We start from the raw sequence: 21256 nt of genomic DNA on the forward strand, positions 1-21256 counted from the left end.
TTAGGCGGAGAACGGTGGAACCAGCGGGCTGTAGCGCAGCTTGGTAGCGCACTTGACTGGGGGTCAAGGGGTCGCAGGTTCAAATCCTGTCAGCCCGACCATAAAGGCCGGAATCACGTGGAAACACGATGATTCCGGCCTTTGGTCGTTAACGGCACATCCCGGCCTTGTGCGATTCCCTCGCCGTTGAGCGCCGGGGAAGTCGGGCAAGGCCGGGAGAGTAGGGCTAGGCCGCCTGCAGTGCGCCCAGTGCCCGCACCAGGGGCTCAAGTTCGGGCACGGAACCGGCGGCTTCCAAGGCGGACGCAAGAGTCTGGTCATGCACGGGCTTGGCTGCTTCGAGGAGCTTCTGGCCGGCCAGGGTCAGCTCGGTGTATATGCCGCGGCGGTCGTCGGCGCACAGGATGCGGGTGAGCAGGCCCCGGTCCTCCAGCCGGTTGACGAGGCGGGTGGTGGCACTGCTGGACAGGGCGGTGGCGCGGGCCAGCTGCTGCATCCGCATATGCCAACCATCCTGGCGGCTGAGTGCATCCAGAACGGTGTACTCCACCACGGAGAGATCGCTGGAGGCCTGGAGGGCTTTCTCGAGCTCCGTTTCGATGCTTCCGTGCAGGGCGGCAAGGGTCCGCCAGCCCTGTGCGCGTACTTCGACGGCGTCATCCTTGATGCCCATGTGTGCTGTGCTCCTGACTTGATGTGGTGTGAATCGCGACGCATCGCAAAGTAGTTGCTTGCGCAAGTATCTAGCGTGTGCAACTATATATAGAGCGTCTGCAACTATTATTCTACGGTTCCCGACGACGCACTTCCACTTCCAGACGGAACCGACCCATTTAAGGAGCTCCACATGCCCGCAGGGTTGATTGCCCTTGCCCTCGGCGGATTCGGCATCGGATTGACCGAATTCGTGATCATGGGCCTCTTGCCGGAAGTTGCCGCTGATTTCCGCGTCAGCGAGGCTTCGGCAGGCTGGTTCATCTCCGGCTATGCCCTCAGCGTCACAGTCGGCGCGCTCCTGGTGACGGCCGCAGTGACCAGGCTTCCGCGCAAACCGGTACTCCTTGGCCTGCTCGTGTTGTTCATTGCCGGCAACTTCTTGTCCGCCATTGCTGACAGCTACGCGGCCATGATGATCGGCCGTATCGTCGCCGCGCTCTGCCATGGCGCGTTCTTCGGCATCGGTTCAGTAGTGGCGGCGAGCCTGGTGCCTTCCCACAAAAAGGCCGGCGCCATCGCCATCATGTTCACAGGCCTTACCGCAGCCAACGTGCTGGGTGTACCGTTCGGAACGCTGCTGGGCCAGAACTTCGGCTGGCGGTCAACGTTTTGGGCGATCACCGTCATCGGAGTCGTTGCCCTGCTGGGCATCGCGCTGATGGTCCCCGCATCCAGCACGGAACCCGCCAAGGGCCTTCGCAGCGAGCTGGGTGCCTTCGCGTCCGGTCAAGTGTGGCTGTCCATCATCGTCACCATCCTTGGATTCGGTGGCATGTTCGGTGCCTTCACCTACATTGCCTTCACTCTCACCGAGGTGTCCGGTTTCGAGTCCGGAGCCGTGCCGTGGCTCCTGGTACTCTTTGGCGGCGGGCTGTTCGTTGGCAACTTCCTGGGTGGTAAGGCCGCGGACAAGGCGTTGGACAAGTCACTCATTTTCATCCTCGCCGGACTTGTGGCGGTGTTGATCTTCTTCGCCCTGACCGCTTCCAACAGCATCGCAACCCTGGTGTCACTGGCGCTCATGGGCGGTTTCGGTTTTGCCACCGTCCCGGGGCTCCAAATGCGCGTGATGCACTTCGCCTCCACGGCACCCACGCTGGCATCAGGTGCCAACATCGGTGCCTTTAATTTGGGGAATGCCCTCGGAGCCTGGCTCGGCGGGGTCACTATCAGCGCAGGACTCGGCTACACCTCGCCCATCTGGGCTGGAGCCGGCATCACCCTTGCCGCCCTGCTGGTCATGCTGGCTGCGGCTGCAGCAGCACGCCGCGGGGGACCTGCGGCACCTGCTGTAACTCCCGACGTCGAACGCGAACCGCAGGGGGCCACCATCGCCTGACGCCGGGCTGATTTGCCTTGCACGCAGGTCAGGCTGCACAAAGAAGAAGCCCGTCACGGACAATATCCGTGACGGGCTTCTTGGCGTCTCAAGCGTTGGGGGTGGTGTCCTGCGCTTCAGCGTCAGCGTTCTTCGCAGCACTGGCCCTCGCGGCACTGATGCGCTGGTTTTCTGCTTGCCTGAGCGCTTTCATCTGCTTTCCCCGTCGCCGCCACAGCGCCCACAGAATGGTGACAGCACTGAAGATGACAACAGCAGCAACGGCAGAAATAGCGGTCCAGGTGGTGAAGAATCCTGCGTCCACGCTTAGGGTCCGCTGACCGGCATGGGCTGACTCCGTGCTGCCGAAGACGATGCCCGCAGTGAGCAGATTGGGTGTGGCAATGGCGATTGCCACCAGGACAATAGCGATTTTCCAAGGCCAGGGCACCGACTTGCGGGTGGCCTGCCACGCCACGAGGAGTGGAATGAAAGTGAAAACGAATCCGTAGAACATGCCTACCAGGACACTGGCTCCCAGATCGCGCCGGACCTGCCCTGCGATGACATCGGACCACCAGCGGGGAAGGACGGCCCCGAGGATGAAGTAAGCGGCCACAGCGACAAGTGCTGCCACCAGGATCAGGATTATTTTTGCGCCCACATTGCGCTTTTTCTGAGCTGGTACTTGTGCTTGTTCGGTCATGGGTCAATCATGGCAGAGACCCCATCAGGCGCAGGGGAAATGTGCCTATACTTTCAGCGGTGGCCATCAGTAAGGGCCGCCGTCGAGGTTCGTAAATGTCCCGATGAAAGGCCACCAGTGAGCAATATTCCGGAAGAACTCTCCTACACCGCAGAACACGAATGGGTGACTGCTCCAGATGCCGACGGCGTGGTGCGCATTGGCATCACGGACTTCGCCCAGGACGCTTTGGGGGACGTTGTCTATGCCCAAATGCCCGAGCCGGGGACAAAGGTCACCGGGAATGAAGTTGTTGGCGAAGTGGAGTCCACAAAGAGCGTCAGCGATATCTATGCGCCGGTGACAGGCGAAGTCACCAATCGAAATGACGCCCTGGACACTGATCCGGCCCTGATTAACTCGGACCCGTACGGCGAGGGATGGCTAATTGAAGTAAAGCTTGCAGAAGCTGATGCCGTGGAATCCCTGCTCAGTGCGTCGGAGTACGAACAACAGGTAGGCTAAAGTTATCTGGCCCGTCAGGCTGCATTCCTTGAAGGGGAAAGTGGGACGGCGGGCCAGCAACCGATTTGCCCGGCGGTACCGGGAGGCGGAAGTGGCCGGCAGGGTTTGGAATTGCCGGCGGATGAGGAGGAAATTCCATGGTTGGCGGCGAACAGAATCAAGCCAATGTCGGGAACGGCGCGGAGGAACAGCCAACGTCGGAGACCACCTCGATCAGCATCACGCCAACGTGGGACGAGCCAAGCATTGCGCCCAAGTTGGCCCCTGAAGAGCGTGCATCAGTAGACGCGCTTCCGCCGAACTCAGCATTGCTCATTGCGCACAGCGGCCCCAACGCCGGTGCCCGTTTCCTGTTGGACGCGGACACCACCACTGCGGGACGACACCCTGATGCTGACATCTTCCTGGACGACGTCACGGTCTCCCGCAAGCATGTTCAGTTCATCCGGACTGAATCCGGCTTTGAGCTGGTGGACATGGGGAGCCTGAACGGAACATACGTCAACCATGACCGCGTGGATCGCGTGCAGCTGAAGAGCGGCAACGAGGTTCAGATCGGCAAGTTCCGGTTGACCTACTACCTGAGCCCTGTTCGCGCAGCAGGCCAAGTCTGACGGGGTATCTGCCTGTGGCTATGGCCCAGCAGGACCGTCGCGGACCGCAGGTCCTGAACATAGGGGAGGTTCTCGCTCAGCTGAGCGACGACTTTCCCGGCATGACGGCGTCCAAGATCCGATTTCTTGAGGAAAAAGGACTCATTAATCCGAAGAGGACCCCTGCCGGTTACCGTCAGTACTCTGACAGCGATGTTGAGCGACTCCGTTTCGTCCTTGCCCTTCAGCGCGACCAGTACCTCCCGCTGAAGGTCATCAAGGATTATCTGGACGCAATCGACCGCGGTGAGAGGCCGGAGAACCTGCCTCCGGGTGTCACAGTGACACCCCGGGTTGTGTCCGCGGAGATGGCCGCGGAAGTGCAGGGTCGCGCCCGTGCCCTCACAGAAGAGCAGCTGCGTGCCGAGTCGGGCGCCAGTGTCCCGTTGCTTGAATCATTGCTGAGTTTCGGGCTGATCAGTCATGTGGGCGGCAAGTTTGATGAACATGCCCTTCAAGTGGCGCGTGCCTGTGTTCAGCTGGAAGGCCACGGACTGGAGCCCCGGCATCTTCGGCCCTTCCAGGCTGCTGCTGAGCGGGAGTTCGGCTTAGTGGAGAGGGCCGTTGCACCCTTGACCTCGCGGCGGGATGCTGCATCGCAGGCCCGGGCTGCTGAGGCCGCCCGCGAGATCAGCGATCTTTGCCTGACCTTGCACAGGGCCCTGGTGCATGATCGTATCTCCCGGATGGACAGCTGATGATCGAAGTCGAAATCGTCGGAGTCCGGATCGAGCTGCCTTCCAACCAGCCTTTGGTGCTCCTGAGGGAGATCAACGGGGAGCGCCACGTTCCCATCTGGATCGGAACCCCTGAAGCCAGCGCCATTGCCCTGGCTCAGCAGGGTGTTGTCCCGCCCAGGCCCATGACGCACGATCTTTTGGTCGATGTTGTGGAGTCCCTAGGTCATTCCATCATCAGCGTGAACATAGTGGCTGTGGAAGACAACATCTTCTATGGGCAGTTGCAGTTCGACGATGGCACGGTAGTAAGTTCGCGCGCTTCTGACGCCTTGGCCCTTGCATTGCGCGCGAAGTGCCGCATCTGGTGCGCCGATGCTGTCATGGAGGAAGCCGGCGTCCGCATTACCGAGCACGATGAAGGCGAGGACTCGGAGCCGGATCCCGCAGTGGATGAGGAGCGCGAAATGCGCCGTTTCCGCGAGTTCTTGGATGACGTGGAACCGGAAGATTTCGAAGGTTGACCCACCCTAAGCCTAAAGTTGAGGGTGAAACTTTCGACACGACCGGATTTTCGGTCCAAGGTCTTTGACCTCGGCGCCTCACGGGCCTAACGTCGAAGTTATCAAGTTCCCGTTGCATACACTGCCTGCGCAAGTCACACTGGAAGGTGCGGACTTGCGGGAATTACACTGCTGCATTTCGCCGTTGTATCAGTGTATGCACCGTCCCCAAGGGAACTGAGAACAAGGAGGTCACGTGAGTCCGAAAGGCGAAGCAGGCGAGCTGAAGCAGTCCTCTGCCGGTATTGCTGCGCCCGCATCCGGCGCCCAAGGTTTGCTCTTCACGGAGGACCTTCCTGTGCTGGACGAGGACGCGGGTTACCGCGGCCCTACCGCATGCAAAGCTGCAGGCATCACCTACCGCCAGCTCGACTACTGGGCACGCACGGGCCTGGTTGAGCCTGCCGTCCGCGGCGCTGCCGGCTCCGGTTCACAGCGGCTCTATGGCTTCCGCGACATCCTGGTTCTCAAGGTGGTCAAGCGTCTCCTTGATACCGGCGTATCACTCCAGCAGATCCGCACCGCCGTTGAGCACCTCCGCGAGCGGGGTGTTGAAGACCTGGCGCAGATCACCCTGATGAGCGATGGCGCCAGCGTCTACGAATGTACCTCCGCTGATGAGGTCATCGACCTCGTTCAAGGCGGACAAGGCGTCTTCGGCATCGCCGTGGGGCGCGTATGGCGCGAAGTAGAGGGAAGCCTGGCTGCGCTACCCAGCGAGCATGCTGGTGAGCAGTCCTTTCCCGACGACGAACTGAGCAAGCGACGCGTCGCGCGCCGCATCAGCTAAACGCCTGGCAGAACATAAGACTTAACGACGAAAGGCCTCTTCCCAGCAGGGTGGAGGCCTTTCGTTTTGCCTGGTAAGGCATTGATTCGGCGCTAGCGCTGGCGGCGGTCCCGCAGGGAGGACTGTCCGGCCAGGAGGCTCTCGAGCAGGGCATCGAAGAGTTTGGCGGCGTTCTTCGCCGAGTCCCCGGGCCAGTGATGGACGGAATGGGCCGCGCCCTGGATTTGCTGCCAGTTGGCTTGCTCCGGAATATGAGGGGTCAGCAGCAGCTCGCCGAACATGGATTCCATCTCAGCCAAGCGGAAAGTGTGCTCAGCGGATCCGGTCCGTACTCTGTTGGCCACAATGCCCGCCGGTGCAAGATTGGGAGCGAACTCCTGCCGGAACAGCTGAATGGCGCGCATGGTGCGTTCCGTGCCGGCAACAGAGAAGAGCCCGGGCTCGGCCACGAGTACTACGCGGTCGCTGGCGCTCCACGCCATGCGCGTTAGTCCGTTGAGTGAGGGTGGGCAGTCAACGAGGACGAGCTCGTAGTTTGTAGCACCGGCCAGCACAGCGGAAAGCCTGCGGAGGTCGCGCCGGCCCAAATCCGGGCGGTCGTAGATTCCCGTGAAGGCCGAGCCGACTGCGACGTCCAAGGTCCCGTTGCTGGAGCCGTTGGACACCCAGCTGCTGCCGGCTACATTGCCGGCCAGATTGGATTTTCGGGGGCTTTTCAGCATCCGGCCGATGTCCAGTTGATCGCCTGGTTGGACGCCAAGGGCCGTGGTGGCGTCGGCGTGCGGATCGAGATCCACCACCAAGGTGGAAATGCCGGCTGCGAGGGCCGCGGACGCCAGACCGGTGGTCACGGACGTCTTTCCCACTCCACCCTTGAGGCTGCTGATGCTGACTACTTGCACTTGAAAACCCAAAACCTAACGCCGGTTGCCGTGTCGCGCTGATTCGCTCCGGAAGCACCGGAGCCGGGGCTTGCCGAAGCCCCTTCAACATCATATGGTGCATCGCGGTCGATTCCCGCTTTCTACGCGCCCGGCCGCCGGGGATACCGCAGGGCATTAGCACGGCGTCTGGTCGCGCGCACGCATATACAGCCCACATGACGATTCCTTTGTGATGGTTGCCACAAAGATTTGTGTTTGATGCTGGCGGCACTACACACTGTGACCACCGACCGATCCACCCGCAATGATGCAGGAGAAGTATGTTTTCGAAAATTCTGGTGGCCAATCGCGGCGAAATCGCGATCAGGGCGTTTCGCGCTGGTTATGAACTGGGCGCCAAGACCGTAGCCGTCTTTCCGCATGAGGACCGTAACTCGATCCACCGGCAGAAGGCCGACGAAGCTTACCTGATCGGCGAGGTGGGCCATCCCGTCCGCGCCTACCTGGACGTCGAGGAGGTTGTCCGCGTCGCCAAAGAAGCCGGCGCTGACGCCATTTACCCCGGCTACGGCTTCCTCTCCGAGAACCCGGACCTCGCCCGTGCTGCCAAGGCAGCAGGAATCACCTTTGTGGGTCCGCCCGCGGAAGTCCTGGAGCTCGCAGGCAACAAGGTTGCCGCTTTGGAGGCCGCGCGCAAGGCAGGCGTCCCCGTCCTGAAGTCGAGCAAGCCCTCCAAGGATCTTGACGAGCTCATCGCCGCAGCCGACGAGATCGGCTTTCCGATCTTCGCCAAGGCCGTAGCCGGTGGCGGTGGCCGCGGTATGCGCCGCGTGGAGACCCGCGAAGCCCTTCCTGAAGCATTGCAGTCCGCCATGCGGGAAGCTGATGCAGCCTTTGGCGATCCCACCATGTTCCTTGAACAGGCCGTCCTGCGTCCCCGCCACATTGAAGTGCAGATCCTGGCTGACGCCGAAGGCAACGTCATGCACCTCTTTGAGCGCGACTGTTCGCTGCAGCGCCGTCACCAGAAAGTGGTGGAGATCGCTCCTGCACCGAACCTGGATGAGAACATCCGCCAAGCCCTCTACCGGGACGCGGTGGCCTTTGCCAAGGCCCTGAACTACGTCAACGCAGGAACCGTGGAGTTCCTGGTGGACACGGAGGGCGAGCGGGCCGGTCAGCACGTCTTCATTGAGATGAACCCACGCATCCAGGTTGAGCACACCGTCACTGAGGAAATCACCGATGTGGACCTCGTGCAGGCGCAGATGCGCATTGCATCGGGTGAAACCCTTGCGGACCTGGGGCTGAGCCAGGATTCGGTGTCCATCAAGGGCGCTGCCCTCCAGTGCCGTATCACCACGGAAGACCCCTCCAACGGCTTCCGCCCCGACGTCGGAAAGATCACCGGCTACCGTTCCGCTGGTGGCGCCGGTGTGAGGCTCGACGGCGGTACGGTCTACTCGGGTGCCGAGATCAGCCCGCACTTCGACTCCATGCTGGTCAAGCTGACCTGCCGTGGCCGTGACTACCCGGCGGCTGTTGCCCGTGCGCGTCGTGGCCTGGCCGAGTTCCGCATCCGTGGCGTGTCCACCAACATTCCCTTCCTTCAGGCAGTGCTGGCGGACCCGGACTTCAACGCCGGAAACGTGGCCACGGACTTCATTGACAAGCGCCCTGAACTGCTCAAGTCGCACATCTCCGCGGACCGCGGAACCAAGCTGCTGACGTGGCTTGCCGAGGTTACCGTGAACAAGCCGAACGGCGAGCTCAAGGTCCATTCCGATCCCGCCAGCAAGCTGCCCGCCATCGATGGGCCGCTTCCCGCGTCGGGTTCCCGCCAGAAGTTGATTGAACTTGGGCCGGAAGGCTTCGCCAAGGCACTTCGCGAACAGCAGGCGCTGGCCGTCACGGACACCACCTTCCGTGACGCACACCAGTCGCTGCTGGCAACACGTGTCCGTACGCGCGACCTCGTGGCTGCGGGGCCCGCGGTCACTGCCCTCATGCCGGAACTGCTTTCGGTGGAGGCCTGGGGCGGAGCAACGTACGACGTCGCGCTCCGCTTCCTTGGTGAGGACCCGTGGGACCGTTTGGCCGCTTTGCGTAAGGCGTTGCCGAACACCTGTATCCAGATGCTGCTCCGCGGCCGCAACACTGTGGGCTACACCCCGTACCCGGAAGAAGTGACGGAGGCTTTCGTCAACGAGGCCGCTGCTACGGGCATCGACATCTTCCGTATCTTTGACGCCCTCAACGACGTCAACCAGATGGCCCCCGCCATCCGGGCCGTACGTGCCACCGGGACGGCCGTTGCCGAAGTTGCCCTGTGCTACACCGGCAACCTTCTGGACCCCAACGAGGACCTGTACACCCTCGACTACTACCTGGACCTGGCCCAGAAGATCGTCGACGCCGGTGCGCACATCCTGGCCATCAAGGACATGGCAGGCCTCCTGCGTCCGGCCGCTGCCGCGAAGTTGGTGTCAGCGCTCCGTGAGCGCTTCGACCTCCCCGTGCACCTGCACACGCACGACACCGCGGGTGGTCAGCTGGCCACCTTGCTTGCGGCAGTCGACGCGGGCGTGGACGCCGTCGATGTGGCAGCGGCTTCCTTGGCCGGCACTACCAGCCAGCCCGCAGCGTCCGCCTTGGTTGCTGCCTTGGCCAACACGCCCCGCGATACCGGGCTGAGCCTGGCCAACGTTGGCGCGCTCGAGCCCTACTGGGAAGCTGTGCGCCGCGTTTACGCCCCCTTCGAATCCGGTCTCCCGGGTCCCACAGGACGGGTCTACCAGCACGAAATCCCCGGCGGCCAGCTCTCCAACCTTCGCCAACAGGCCATCGCCCTGGGTCTCGGTGAGCAGTTTGAGGCCATCGAGGACATGTACACGGCGGCTGACCGCATCCTTGGCCGCTTGGTCAAGGTCACGCCGTCCTCCAAGGTTGTGGGCGACCTCGCGTTGCACCTCGTCGGACTCAACGCCGACCCTGCGGATTTCAACGAGAACCCGCAGAACTACGACATCCCGGATTCCGTCATCGGATTCCTTTCCGGCGAACTCGGTGATCCTCCCGGAGGCTGGCCCGAGCCGTTCCGCACCAAGGCCCTCCAAGGCCGCAGCGTCAAGGTGCGCGACGTGGAGATCAGTGCCGAGGACAGCACCGCCCTGAAGGGCGACTCCAAGACGCGGCAGCACACGCTGAACCGTTTGCTCTTCGCCGGACCCACCAAGGATTACCTGAAGAGCGTGGACACGTACGGGAACATCTCCGTGCTGGATACCCGTGACTACCTGTACGGTCTCCAGCAGGGCGCAGAGCACGTTATCGAACTGGAGAAGGGTGTCCGCCTCATTGCCCAGCTGGAGGCTGTTTCAGAAGCCGATGAGAAGGGCATGCGCACCGTGATGTGCACGCTCAACGGCCAGTCCCGGCCGGTGGTTGTCCGTGACCGTTCGGTGGTCAGCAACGTCAAGGCTGCTGAGAAGGCAGATCCGGCACAGCCGGGTCAGGTGGCGGCGCCGTTCGCCGGGGCAGTTACGGTGGCGGTCAAGGTAGGCGATGTAGTCAACGCCGGCGATACCGTGGCCACCATTGAGGCGATGAAGATGGAAGCATCCATCACGACGCCGGTGGCGGGTACGGTCTCGCGCCTCGCCATTTCCTCTGTGGAGCAGGTCCAAGGCGGCGACTTGCTGCTGGTGATCGGCTAACCGAAAACGCAAAAGTACCCCGTCCGGAATCCGGACGGGGTACTTTTTTTGATTCCCGGTGGCTAGGAAGCGCGGGGTGCTGAGTACATTTCCTCAATGACGGCGTCGAAGTCCTTCATGACCTGGGCCCGCTTGACCTTGAGGGATGGTGTCAGATGCCCTGAGGCTTCAGTGAAGTCCGCCGGGACGATCCTGAAGGACTTGATGGCCTCGGCCTGGGAGACGGACTGGTTGGCCTTGCTGATGAGCTCCTGGACAGCGGCCTTCACCACGGCATGGTTAGTGGCTTCTGCGAGTGTGGTGCCCGCGGGCAGTCCGTGGCGGTCCAGCCAGCCCGGGAGCGCTTCTTCATCCAGGGTGACCAAAGCTCCGATGAACGGCCGGTTGTCGCCCACCACCAGAACCTGGGAAACCAGGGCATCCGCGCGGATCTGGTCCTCCAGCAGGGCAGGAACCACATTCTTCCCGCTTGCGGTAACAATGATTTCCTTCTTGCGGCCAGTGATCTTGAGGAAGCCGTTGCTGTCCAGTTCGCCGATGTCGCCAGTGCGGAACCAGCCGTCAATAAACGTTTCGGCCGTCAGGTCTTCACGGTTGTAGTAACCGCGCATCACGCAGACGCCCTTGGCGAGGATTTCGCCGTCGTTGGCGATCTTCACCGAGTTGCCCGGGAGCGGGGCGCCCACGGTGCCGATCCTGATCATGGAGGGGGTATTCACCGAGATGGGGGCGGTGGTCTCAGTGAGGCCGTAACCCTCCAGGATCTGCAGGCCGATGCCTTGGAAAAAGTGGCCGAGGCGTTCACCCAAGGGGCCGCCACCGGAAACGGCGTGCGCAACCTGGCCGCCCATGGCGGCGCGCAGCTTCCCGTAGACGAGTTTGTCGAACACGGCATGCTTGAGCCTCAAACCAAGACCCAGCGAACCGGCCTCGCGTGCCTTGGAGTAGGCGATCGCAGTATCCACTGCCCGGTGGAAGATGGCGCCCTTGCCGCCGTCCTCCGCCTTCGTCAGTGCCGAGTTGTACACCTTCTCGAAGACCCGGGGTACAGCCAGGATGAAGGTCGGGTGGAAGCTCTGGAGATCGGCCAGCAGATTCTTGATGTCCGGGGTGTGTGCCACCTGGACGCCGCCGGCCACGGCCAGCACGGAAATGAAGCGTGCGAAGACGTGGGCCAGAGGGAGGAACATGATGGTCTTGCCCGATTCGTTAATGATCTCGGGCAACGAAGCACGGGCGTTTTCGGACAGTTCCACAAAGTTGCCGTGCGTCAGTTCGCACCCTTTGGGCCTGCCAGTGGTGCCGGAAGTGTAGATGATGGTGGCGAGGTCCTTGAGGCCGGCCGCGGAACGGCGGGACTCGAGTTCGTCGTCGGGGACGCCGGCGCCTGCGGCACGCAGGGCATCGAGTCCGGCACCCTCAAGCTGCCAGACGTTGGCCACGGACGTGATGTCCTCCGCGGCCACGGCCTGGCGGATGATGTCCTCGTGGTGAGCCGCTTCGCCGAAGGCAGCCACAGCGCCGGAGTCACCGAGGTTCCATGCCACTTGCGAAGGCGATGACGTCTCGTAGATCGGGACGGAGACGGCCCCGGCAAACCAGATGGCAAAGTCCACGAGGGACCACTCGTAGCGGGTGCGGGACATGATGCCCACACGGTCGCCTGCAGCAACACCACTGGCGATGAGGCCTTTAGCCAACGCCCGGACATCCTCAAGGAAGTCCTTGGCGCGGATGTCCTGCCACTGCCCACTCTTGTCCAGCTTGGAGAAAAGAGCAGGGTTGGATGCTTTCTCTGCCTCGCGGATCACGAAGTCCGTGATGTTGGTTTCCGGGGCGATGTTCACGAGGGGAGGAACACTTATTTCACGCACGGGTAGCTCCTTTGATATCCACGGGCCACGAGGGGCTGCTTTCACTCTAGTATGCCCGCTCGAGCTGGTGTGTTCTATTTCACCTACTGGCGAGTAACTTTACGGATGAGCAGTCATTTCAAGCAAATGGGGCCCTTCTTCGCCACGCACTGCAGATGCCACCATGCCCTCCCGAATAAGATGATGGGATGCCCTCACTACGGTCCAGTTCCCTGGTCAGACCCAAGCCCCCGGCCTCGGCATGGAGGGATGCGCCCTGGGCTGCCCGGCGGAGCCACTTAGGCCGCCGCGGCCTGGCGATCGGGATTGACATTGGCGGCACCAAAGTGGCCGCAGGAGTAGTGGACGCCGACGGCCGGGTCCTCGCCGAAGCCCGCAGGTCCACGCCGGGCGCAGACCCCCGTGCCGTCGAGCAGACCATCGTGGAACTCGTGAACGAACTCAGTGCAGGCCACCGGATCGCCACGGTGGGAATCGGCGCCGCGGGATGGATGGACCTCGACGGCGGCACGGTACTGTTCAGCCCGCACCTGGCCTGGCGCAACGAGCCCCTGAGGGACAGCCTCCAGAAGTTACTCAGGCGTCCGGTTCTCCTGACCAACGACGCCGACGCCGCGGCGTGGGCGGAATGGCGCTTTGGCGCAGGCCAGGGCGAAAGTCGCCTCGTATGCATCACGCTGGGCACAGGAATTGGCGGAGCCATGGTCATGGATGGCCGGGTGGAACGTGGACGCTACGGCGTGGCCGGGGAATTCGGACACCAGATCATTTTCCCCGGGGGACACCGCTGCGAATGCGGCAACCGCGGATGCTGGGAACAGTACGCCTCAGGCAACGCCCTGGGCCGCGAAGCCAGGCAACTGGTACGAACCAATTCCCCGGCTGGTTGCGCATTGTTGGAAAAGGCGGGAGGGACTGCAGAGAACCTGTCCGGGGCGGCAGTGACCTCACTGGCGCTCGCCGGCGATGCCACCTCGCGGGAACTCATTGCGGACCAAGGCGAATGGCTCGGCCTGGGGTTGGCCAACCTCGCCGCGGCGCTGGATCCCGGGATGTTCGTCATCGGCGGTGGGCTGTGCGACGCGGGGGAGTTCCTTGCCGGTCCGGCACGCGAGTCATTTGCAAAGAACCTGACCGGGCGGGGTTTCCGGCCCATGGCGAGGATAGAACTCGCGGCACTCGGTCCACGCGCCGGCATGATCGGCGCGGCAGACCTGTCCCGGGTCAGCGGCCGGGCGCGAAGCTAGCAGCTAGAGGCGGGCGCCGTCGTCGTCCTCGTTCTTTTCCTGCGGAAGCCGCATGATGAGGTAAACCACCGATGCCACGAAAACGGCCACGATGCCCAGCGTGGCCGTTAATGGCGCGGACCTCCACAACATGGCTGTGAAAAGCAGGGCGATCGGTCCGCCCACCGCACCAAACCATGCCAGCATGACCAATGGTTCAGTTCCCGCCAAGCTCGGGGGGTCTTCGGGAATGAACGTCTGGTCCTCGTCCTCCACTTCGAAGTCACGGGGTCCGGACGGCCTGCCTGCTGCTTCGGGGTCTGCGCTGGCTGTTGCAGCATCGGACTCCGGTTCCTGTGCCGGGGTGGAGAGTCCCAACGGATCAAAGTCCTTGAAGCTCCGGCCACGCCCGGGCTGCAGTTGCTCCGCTTCGGAGACGTTGCCCTCCAGGCTGTCGTCAGGCAGTTCCCCGGCCGGGCCGGACTGTGTGGCCTCCAACCGCGACACCAGATCCAGCCACACGGCGTCGTCGTCCTTGTTGGCGCTTTGATCAGCTGAATTGGGGTCAGGCCTGTTCATGGGCTGTGTCCTTTTCGGAGGAAGGCCCGTGCCCGGCCAAGGCCGCTACGGTCTTTTGAATGAACTCGACGGACCCGGCAAAAATCTCCGGCGCATCATTGTCCAGGGTTGCTACATGGCGGCTGTTGTGGAGATAGCTGACATCCACCGGCGCCTGAACCCGGGAACGGAGGAAGTCCAGGCTCGCGTTGGAGATCACGTTGTCCACCGTTGACTTGTAGACCCGGACGGGTGAGCTGATGCGGGGCAGGATCGCCGCCGTATCTTTGTACATCTTCTTCAACTGGTGAGCGGCCGCGACGGGTGTGCGGGCGTAAGCTCCCTCGTCCTGGTCCGGTTTGAGGATGTCGTTGGCGATCGAAGGGGTGGTTTTTACTACGTACTTGAGCGCAGCGACGATCACAGCCCGGGGATCGTCAAGGACCAGTCCGGGGTTCACCACCACTGTTCCTGCCACAGGACGGGTGGCTGCGATCCGCAATGCCAATGTTCCACCCATGGACAAACCCGCGGAGAAAACGTAGTCGCACTCGGAAGCCAGCTCGAGGTAAGCATCGTCCACGGCACGGTGCCACTCGCGCCATGAGCGGTTGGCCATGTCCTGCCACGACGTCCCGTGCCCAGGCAGCAGAGGCAGCCTGACGGCATAGCCGGCCGCGGCAAGGTGTTGGGCCCACGGCCTGACGCTGTGGGGGCTGCCAGTAAACCCGTGGGACAGGACGACGCCAACGCGCGGCCCAACCCCATTCCAGCTGCTATGGAACGGCGAGAAATCCGGGAGCATTTTCATGATGACTCTGAGGCTACTCTGTCACCGGCGTGCTGACGGAAAAAGTGGGCCGATTCTTCAAAAATGGTGGGTGCATCAACATCCAAGGTGGCCACATGCCCGCTGTGGGGGAGGGTGACTACCCTCAGGCGCGAGGATGAAATGTACTTGCTGATGGTGGCCACTGAACTGGGCGGGATGACACCATCCACCGAGGACTTAAACACCAGGGCGGGGGCCTCAACATGGGGCAAACCCCGGGTGGCCGCGCGGAAGAGCTTCTTGAGTTCATGCACCGACTGCAGCGGCGTCTTGGAATAGTCGCCGGTTTCAGCGGTGGCCGGGGCTGGTGAGTCCTCCTCGATGGGAGTGGTGGTCCTCATGACGTACTTGAGGGCGCCCACGTACTTCACCCTGCGGTCATAGAAGCTGAGGCCCGGATTGACCAGAACCAGCCCGGAAACATCGTGCAGTGAGGCCACCCGAAGGGCAAGTGCGCCTCCCATGGACAGCCCTGCCACAAAACAGCTCTCAGTCTTTTCGGCGAGGTCGAGGTAGCTCTGCTCGAAGGTCCGGTACCAGTCCTGCCACCGCGTGGTTGCCAGATCCTGCCAACTGGTGCCGTGGCCGGGGAGGAGAGGCACGGAAACAGCAAATCCCTGGGAGGCCAAGTACTCAGCCCAAGGGAGCATGCTGAGCGGGCTTCCTGTGAATCCATGGCATATCGCCACGCCTGTGGAGGCATTGGGTCCATGCCCCTCATGGTGGAATGCGAGCGGCGCAGCGGGTGAAGAGCGTTCCGTCATGTGTCCCATCGTGTCACTTCTCCGGACATTTCTCACTGGAGTAGGGTTGCTGTTGAGTGCCGGCCGGGTTGCCCGGATGCATGCCAACCATTCGGCCGTGAGAGGACAAAAGTGTTCTATTGGGTCATGAAGAGGATCTTTCTTGGTCCCATCCTCAAGCTCTTGTTCCGTCCGTGGGTCAAGGGACTGGACAACGTTCCGGAAAACGGCGCCGCCATCCTGGCGTCCAATCACCTGTCCTTCTCGGACTCCATCTTCCTGCCCCTGGTGGTTCACCGCCCCGTGATCTTCCTGGCCAAGTCCGAGTACTTCACGGGAAAAGGGCTCAAAGGCCGGCTCACTGCCCTGTTTTTCCGGCTGAGCAACCAACTGCCCATGGACCGTTCGGGAGGCGCGGCATCGGAAATGTCGCTGCAGGCCGGCAAGGACGTCCTGAGCTCCGGTGGACTGCTGGGGATCTATCCGGAAGGTACGCGCAGCCCTGACGCCAGGCTCTACCGCGGGAAAGTGGGGGTGGCCAAGCTGGCACTGCAGACACGCGTCCCCGTGGTGCCCGTGGCCATGATCGGTACGGAAAAGGTCCAGCCCATCGGTAAACGGCTCCCCAACATCCGCCGCATCGGGCTCATTTTCGGGCAGCCCTTGGACTTTAGCCGTTACTACGGCATGGAAGATGACCGCGTGATCCAGAGGGCTGTGACCGATGAAATCATGTACGAATTGATGCGGCTTTCCGGTCAGGAGTACGCGGATGAGTACGCAGCAGTGGTCAAGGCCCAGTTGGCCGGCAAAGGCCCGGAGCCGGTCCACAGGATTGAGGTTGCCGAAGAGTCCGCCGCGGACATAGCCGAAGACAGGGACGATCCCCGGAGTGGCGGGGCCGGATCCGCGGATTGACTGTGACGCACGCGGCGGCATCGGTTACGGCTGCAGTCCCGCAACCTTGCCGCGGCCTACTACTCTTGAAGGGTGACTGAGCTAACCGCGAACACCGCACCCTCCGCAGCAGATCCTCTTGCCAGTACCGCCCAGAGCGGCGCGGCAAATTATCCGGGCCTCGACGCCTGGCGGGACCTGCCGATTTCCCAGCAGCCCACGTGGTCCAACACCGAGGTCTTCAAGGCTTCCGTCAAGGAACTCTCCGTGGTGCCGCCCTTGGTCTTCGCCGGTGAAGTGGACGTTCTGAGGGAGCGCCTCGCGGCTGCTGCCCAGGGCAAGGCTTTCCTCCTGCAGGGCGGCGACTGCGCTGAGACTTTTGAGGCCGCCACTGCGGACAGAATCAGTGCCCGGGTCAAGACGATCCTCCAGATGGCAGTGGTACTCACGTACGGTGCTGCCATGCCCGTCATCAAGATGGGTCGGATGGCCGGACAGTTCGCTAAACCGCGTTCCTCCAATGACGAGACCCGCGATGGCGTGACGCTTCCCGCTTACCGCGGCGACATCGTCAATGGCTACGATTTCACCCCCGAGTCCCGCGCTCACGACGCCGGCCGGATGCTGAAGGCCTATCACACCTCAGCTTCCACGCTGAACCTCATCCGTGCCTTCACCCAAGGTGGCTTCGCGGATCTTCGCCTCGTTCACCAGTGGAACAAGGGTTTCACTGAGAACCCGGCACATGCACGCTACGAATCGCTGGCGCGGGACATCGACCGTGCCATCAGCTTCATGGACTCCTGCGGTGCTGACTTCGAAGCACTCAAGCGTGTGGAATTCTTCGCCAGCCACGAAGCACTGCTGCTCGACTACGAACGCGCCCTGACCCGCATCGATTCGCGGACCGGACTGCCATACGACACCTCCGCCCACTTCCTGTGGATCGGCGAGCGGACCCGCGAACTGGACCACGCCCACGTGGACTTCCTGTCCCGTGTGCGGAACCCCATCGGCGTAAAGCTTGGCCCCACCACCAGCGGTGATGACGCCCTGCGCCTCATCGACAAACTGGACCCCAACCGCGAACCGGGCCGCCTCACGTTCATCACCCGCATGGGCGCCGGCAACATCCGCGAGAAGCTGCCTGCCGTCGTCGAACGCGTCACTGCATCCGGCGCGCAGGTGCTGTGGGTGACTGACCCGATGCACGGCAATACGGTGACCTCGCCGAACGGTTACAAGACCCGTAACTTCGATGACGTCATTGATGAGGTGCGTGGCTTCTTCGAGGTCCACCAGTCCTTGGGCACAGTACCTGGCGGACTCCACGTCGAAATGACCGGCGATGACGTTGCTGAGTGCCTGGGTGGTGCTGATCCCATCGACCAGGACGCGTTCCTGGACCGCTATGAGTCGGTGTGCGATCCCCGCCTCAACCACATGCAGTCCCTTGAGATGGCATTCCTCGTGGCCGGAGCCCTCTCGAAGAAGTAGCGATACACCAAAAGGCGCGGTCCGGATTCTTCGGGCCGCGCCTTTTGCTGTGGTTGAAAAACGTCAGACGACTGTCAGTGTCACCACTGAATCTTCCGGTACCTCGGCATTGACGGGATTCTGGTCGCGGACGGTGCCGAAGAATCCGCCCAGGACTTTATTGACCTCAACTTTGAAACCCAGTTTCTTCAACTCTCTTTCAGCTTCGGCGGCCTGCTTGCCGATGAAACTGGGGACTTTCACCAGCTTTGGTCCCTTGGAGACGGTCAACGTCACGGACTCGCCTTTAATGAGCGTGCCGTTGGCCGGAAGTTGGGAGACCACGGCGCCCTTGGGAACCGTCTTGTCATTGACCGTCTCCGGAGCGATCACGGCCTTCAAGCCGGCGTCCTGAAGGGCTTTGACGGCTGCATCCTGTGCCAGTCCACGTACGTCCGGAACGGGAATGGGCTGCGGCCCTTTGGAGACCACCAGCGATACCGGGGTGCCGTGCCTGACTTCGGTGCCTTTGGCCGGGTCCTGGGAAATCACGACGCCGGCCGGAACCTTTTCGTCGAAAGCCTCCGTGACCTCGCCCAGGGCCATTTCGGCTGCATTCAAGGCAATCTTTGCTTCGTTCAAAGTGCCACCGACCACACCGGACAAGGGGAAAAGCTGGGCACCTTTGGAAACGAAAAGCGTGATGGGCTGGAACTTCCGGACTTCCGCCCCGGATTCAGGTTCGGTTCCTACGGCCAGCCCTGCAAGGATGTCGTCGTCGAAAACGTCCCGCGGTTCAGAGTTGAACCCGGCGGTGCGGAGCAGCTGCTGGGCTTCGGCAACGGTTTTGTTCTTGACGTCGGGTACGGTGCCCGGAGATCCGGGTCCCATCCCGAAGAACCAACCAGCCGATGCCGCAAGCGTGGCAAGGATAACAATCACGATGGTCCAGATGATGCCCCTGCGGCGGGGGTTCCCCTCGCGTAGCGGGCGGCTCGGAGTTGCAGCTGCCCGTGCGCGCTCTTTGCTCTCTTGCCGTTCGAGTTTCTTCAGTTCCCGCTTGCCGGGCTGGCGTGCGTCCTGACGGTCCCCGGCAGCGAGGGCGGCGCCTTGTGGCCTGCCGGGACCACCCGCAGCCATGATGGTGGTGGGGTTGCTCTGCTGGGAGATCAATTCCGTAGGCGAGGAAGCGGTGGCCAGGGCTTCTGTGGGGTTGGCGTCCGGACGGCCAAGTTCGGTGGTTGCCGCACCGGCCACTGAAGAGCCTGCGGGCCGGGAGGATGCCTGTCGGCGGTCCAGTTCCTCGTCCGTCAGGGTGGTGCGTATGTGTCGGAGTTCCGTCAGCAGCGCAGTGCCATCCACGGGCCTGTTCTCCGCGTCCACCGCAGTGCACCACTGCACCAGTTCATCAAGGTCTTCAGCAAGGCCTGGGGCAGCATCAGAGGGGCGTCCCACCACGGCATTGACGTGTTGGTAGGCGACCTGGATGGGGGAGTCTCCCGCGTAGGGCTGCTTGCCGGTCAACATCTCATAGAGCATGATGCCGGCCGAGTAGATGTCGCTGCGGGCATCTGCGGGCTGGCCGAGAACAAGCTCGGGAGCCAAATAGGCCACTGTGCCTATCAGGGCGCCGGTGCTGGTATTGGCCGAGATGGCCCTGGCGAGGCCGAAGTCTCCCACTTTGATGCGTCCGTCGTCAGCTATGAGGACGTTCTCAGGCTTAACGTCGCGGTGGATCAGGCCTGCGCGGTGCGCGGCAGCGAGGCCCTCAATCACGGGATCGATCAGGGCCAAGGCAAGGCGTGGCGGCAACGGGCCCTGTTCGCTCAGGGTGTCGCGCAGGGTGTGGCCCTTGACGTACTCCATGACCAGGTAGGCAATGTGGCCGTCTTCGCCTTGGTCGAGCACGCCTACGATGTGCGGGTGTGAGAGACTCGCGGCCGCTTTGGCCTCGCGGCTTAGACGTGCCAGGAAGGTGGGGTCGTTGGCCAAATGCGGGTGCAGGACTTTGAGGGCCACGTCGCGCTCCAGGCGCTGGTCCGTGGCCAGGTAAACAGTGGACATTCCGCCCCTCGCCAAGCGGGAACGGACCGTGTACCGGCCGTCCACGGTGGTTCCGATGAGGTGGTCCTGCATTGGTTCTTGCACCATATGATCCTAAACGAGGCAGGGAAGGGGCCCGAATCCACGCGGGATGCGGGCCCCTTCCGAGGTGCAGTTAAAGGTTTAGCCGAAGGTGCGCTGACGTGCCTTGATCGATTCGACGTAGCGCTTGGTGTCCTCGTACATGCCGTACTTGCTGACGGAATATTGACCTTGGTAGTAGCCGGCGATTGCCGTGTCCAGGTCCTTGCTGGTGGCAATGAGTGTGCGAATGATGGCCACACCCGCCGTGGCATTGTCATAAGGGTCCAGGAGATTGAGCTTACGGCCCACCAGATCCGACGCCCATTGCCCGGACGAGGGGATGACCTGCATGGTGCCAATGGCATTGGCAGGGGAGACGGCGCGCTGGTCGAAGCCGGACTCCTGCTCGGCGAAGGCCAAAGCCAGGGACGGACTCACTCCCATGCGCCGGGCGGTGTCCGCCACGATGCTCTTCATCTCGGCGCGGCTGGGCACCGGCGAAGCGTTGAGCAGGGCCTTGTTCTCGTTGGCGGAGCTGACAACTGCCGGCGGGTAAGTGAATCCGAGGAACGTGCTGGGAACCAAGGGCTTGGTCTCGCCAACCGGCTGCAGGCCCGCGCCGGGGATGGTGAGCTTCTGCCCCGGGTAGATGACAGTGGTGGCTGTGACGTTGTTATTGGCGGCCATCAAGGCAGCAAGCGAAACCCCATGGCGGGAAGCGATGGAACTGAGGGTGTCGCCTGCCTTGATGGTGTAGGTACCCGTGCCGGTCACGGGGGCGGGCGCCGGGGCGGCCGGTGCTGTGGGGGCTGACGGCGCTGATCCACCACTGACCTTGATCTTCTGGCCGGGATAGATGATGGAGCTTCCGTTGAGCCCGTTCCAGCTGAAGATGCTGGACAACGGTACGCCGTGCTTGGCTGCAATGGCGCCCAAGGTATCTCCGGGGACCACGGTGTAGAGGGTTGCGCTGCTGGGGGCGGGCGCACTGGGGG

19 protein-coding genes and 1 tRNA gene are annotated in these 21256 nt (G+C 62.6%); 11 read left to right on the plus strand and 9 right to left on the minus strand.

Going from position 1 to position 21256, the window contains the following annotated elements; translation table 11 throughout:
* Nucleotides 1-24 precede the first annotated feature (24 nt).
* A tRNA-Pro gene (locus AR689_RS05415) sits at nt 25-101 on the plus strand.
* A 125-nt stretch (nt 102-226) separates the two neighbouring features.
* Here AR689_RS05415 and AR689_RS05420 read toward each other — a convergent pair.
* Nucleotides 227-673, minus strand: coding sequence for a MarR family winged helix-turn-helix transcriptional regulator (locus AR689_RS05420; RefSeq protein ID WP_062067827.1), 447 nt, complete (start codon nt 671-673; stop codon nt 227-229).
* Nucleotides 674-847: 174 nt separating this feature from the next.
* On the opposite strand from AR689_RS05420, the gene AR689_RS05425 reads away from it, so the two are divergent.
* Nucleotides 848-2056, plus strand: coding sequence for an MFS transporter (locus tag AR689_RS05425; protein WP_062067830.1), 1209 nt, complete (start codon nt 848-850; stop codon nt 2054-2056).
* A gap of 88 nt (nt 2057-2144) precedes the next feature.
* Here AR689_RS05425 and AR689_RS05430 read toward each other — a convergent pair whose 3' ends face one another.
* Complete coding sequence (locus AR689_RS05430) at nt 2145-2741, minus strand: hypothetical protein (protein ID WP_062067833.1); 597 nt, start codon at nt 2739-2741, stop codon at nt 2145-2147.
* A 117-nt stretch (nt 2742-2858) separates the two neighbouring features.
* On the opposite strand from AR689_RS05430, the gene gcvH reads away from it, so the two are divergent.
* From gcvH to AR689_RS05455, 5 genes are all read left to right on the plus strand, one after another.
* On the plus strand, nt 2859-3245 hold the full coding sequence (gene gcvH, locus AR689_RS05435) for a glycine cleavage system protein GcvH (protein WP_024820444.1): 387 nt from the start codon (nt 2859-2861) through the stop codon (nt 3243-3245).
* A 137-nt stretch (nt 3246-3382) separates the two neighbouring features.
* Complete coding sequence (locus AR689_RS05440) at nt 3383-3859, plus strand: FHA domain-containing protein (protein WP_062067836.1); 477 nt, start codon at nt 3383-3385, stop codon at nt 3857-3859.
* Nucleotides 3860-3879: 20 nt separating this feature from the next.
* Complete coding sequence (ftsR, locus tag AR689_RS05445) at nt 3880-4596, plus strand: transcriptional regulator FtsR (protein WP_062067838.1); 717 nt, start codon at nt 3880-3882, stop codon at nt 4594-4596.
* Nucleotides 4596-5099, plus strand: coding sequence for a bifunctional nuclease family protein (locus AR689_RS05450; RefSeq protein WP_017200817.1), 504 nt, complete (start codon nt 4596-4598; stop codon nt 5097-5099). Before ftsR ends, AR689_RS05450 begins: the two co-directional genes overlap by 1 nt.
* A 235-nt stretch (nt 5100-5334) precedes the next feature.
* Nucleotides 5335-5928 (plus strand): MerR family transcriptional regulator, encoded by a 594-nt coding sequence (locus AR689_RS05455; protein ID WP_062067841.1) that lies wholly within the window; start codon nt 5335-5337, stop codon nt 5926-5928.
* Nucleotides 5929-6020: 92 nt separating this feature from the next.
* Here AR689_RS05455 and AR689_RS05460 read toward each other — a convergent pair whose 3' ends face one another.
* Nucleotides 6021-6830: a ParA family protein gene (locus tag AR689_RS05460; protein WP_062068635.1), complete on the minus strand. Its 810-nt coding sequence runs from the start codon at nt 6828-6830 to the stop codon at nt 6021-6023.
* 302 nt (nt 6831-7132) lie between these two features.
* Between AR689_RS05460 and AR689_RS05465 the strand changes: the two genes are divergently transcribed.
* Nucleotides 7133-10528 (plus strand): pyruvate carboxylase, encoded by a 3396-nt coding sequence (locus tag AR689_RS05465; RefSeq protein ID WP_062067844.1) that lies wholly within the window; start codon nt 7133-7135, stop codon nt 10526-10528.
* Between the two features lie 62 nt (nt 10529-10590).
* Here AR689_RS05465 and AR689_RS05470 read toward each other — a convergent pair whose 3' ends face one another.
* On the minus strand, nt 10591-12402 hold the full coding sequence (locus tag AR689_RS05470; protein WP_062067847.1) for an AMP-dependent synthetase/ligase: 1812 nt from the start codon (nt 12400-12402) through the stop codon (nt 10591-10593).
* A 188-nt stretch (nt 12403-12590) separates the two neighbouring features.
* On the opposite strand from AR689_RS05470, the gene AR689_RS05475 reads away from it, so the two are divergent.
* Nucleotides 12591-13649: an ROK family protein gene (locus AR689_RS05475; RefSeq protein WP_062067850.1), complete on the plus strand. Its 1059-nt coding sequence runs from the start codon at nt 12591-12593 to the stop codon at nt 13647-13649.
* Between the two features lie 3 nt (nt 13650-13652).
* Here the strand turns inward: AR689_RS05475 and AR689_RS05480 are convergent, their stop codons facing one another.
* The 3 genes from AR689_RS05480 to AR689_RS05490 are packed head-to-tail and all read right to left on the minus strand — an operon-like array spanning nt 13653 to nt 15782.
* A complete protein-coding gene (locus AR689_RS05480; protein ID WP_062067853.1) occupies nt 13653-14207 on the minus strand; it encodes a hypothetical protein in 555 nt (184 codons plus the stop codon).
* Nucleotides 14194-14997, minus strand: coding sequence for an alpha/beta hydrolase (locus tag AR689_RS05485; protein ID WP_062067856.1), 804 nt, complete (start codon nt 14995-14997; stop codon nt 14194-14196). The genes AR689_RS05480 and AR689_RS05485 overlap by 14 nt, the downstream gene beginning before the upstream one ends.
* Complete coding sequence (locus AR689_RS05490; protein WP_062068637.1) at nt 14994-15782, minus strand: alpha/beta hydrolase; 789 nt, start codon at nt 15780-15782, stop codon at nt 14994-14996. The genes AR689_RS05485 and AR689_RS05490 overlap by 4 nt, the downstream gene beginning before the upstream one ends.
* A gap of 111 nt (nt 15783-15893) precedes the next feature.
* Between AR689_RS05490 and AR689_RS05495 the strand changes: the two genes are divergently transcribed.
* Together AR689_RS05495 and AR689_RS05500 are read left to right on the plus strand one after the other, a co-directional pair.
* Complete coding sequence (locus AR689_RS05495) at nt 15894-16679, plus strand: lysophospholipid acyltransferase family protein (RefSeq protein ID WP_062067860.1); 786 nt, start codon at nt 15894-15896, stop codon at nt 16677-16679.
* A 72-nt stretch (nt 16680-16751) separates the two neighbouring features.
* Nucleotides 16752-18155 (plus strand): class II 3-deoxy-7-phosphoheptulonate synthase, encoded by a 1404-nt coding sequence (locus AR689_RS05500; protein WP_062067863.1) that lies wholly within the window; start codon nt 16752-16754, stop codon nt 18153-18155.
* A gap of 63 nt (nt 18156-18218) precedes the next feature.
* On the opposite strand, the gene pknB is transcribed toward AR689_RS05500, so the two are convergent.
* Both pknB and AR689_RS05510 read right to left on the minus strand, forming a co-directional pair.
* On the minus strand, nt 18219-20285 hold the full coding sequence (gene pknB, locus AR689_RS05505; protein WP_062067866.1) for a Stk1 family PASTA domain-containing Ser/Thr kinase: 2067 nt from the start codon (nt 20283-20285) through the stop codon (nt 18219-18221).
* A 75-nt stretch (nt 20286-20360) separates the two neighbouring features.
* The coding region (locus AR689_RS05510; RefSeq protein ID WP_062067869.1) for a lytic transglycosylase domain-containing protein at nt 20361-21256 on the minus strand (896 nt) is incomplete at its 5' end.

This window comes from Arthrobacter sp. EpRS71 (genome assembly GCF_001512285.1).
In the GTDB taxonomy this organism is placed as follows: domain Bacteria; phylum Actinomycetota; class Actinomycetes; order Actinomycetales; family Micrococcaceae; genus Arthrobacter.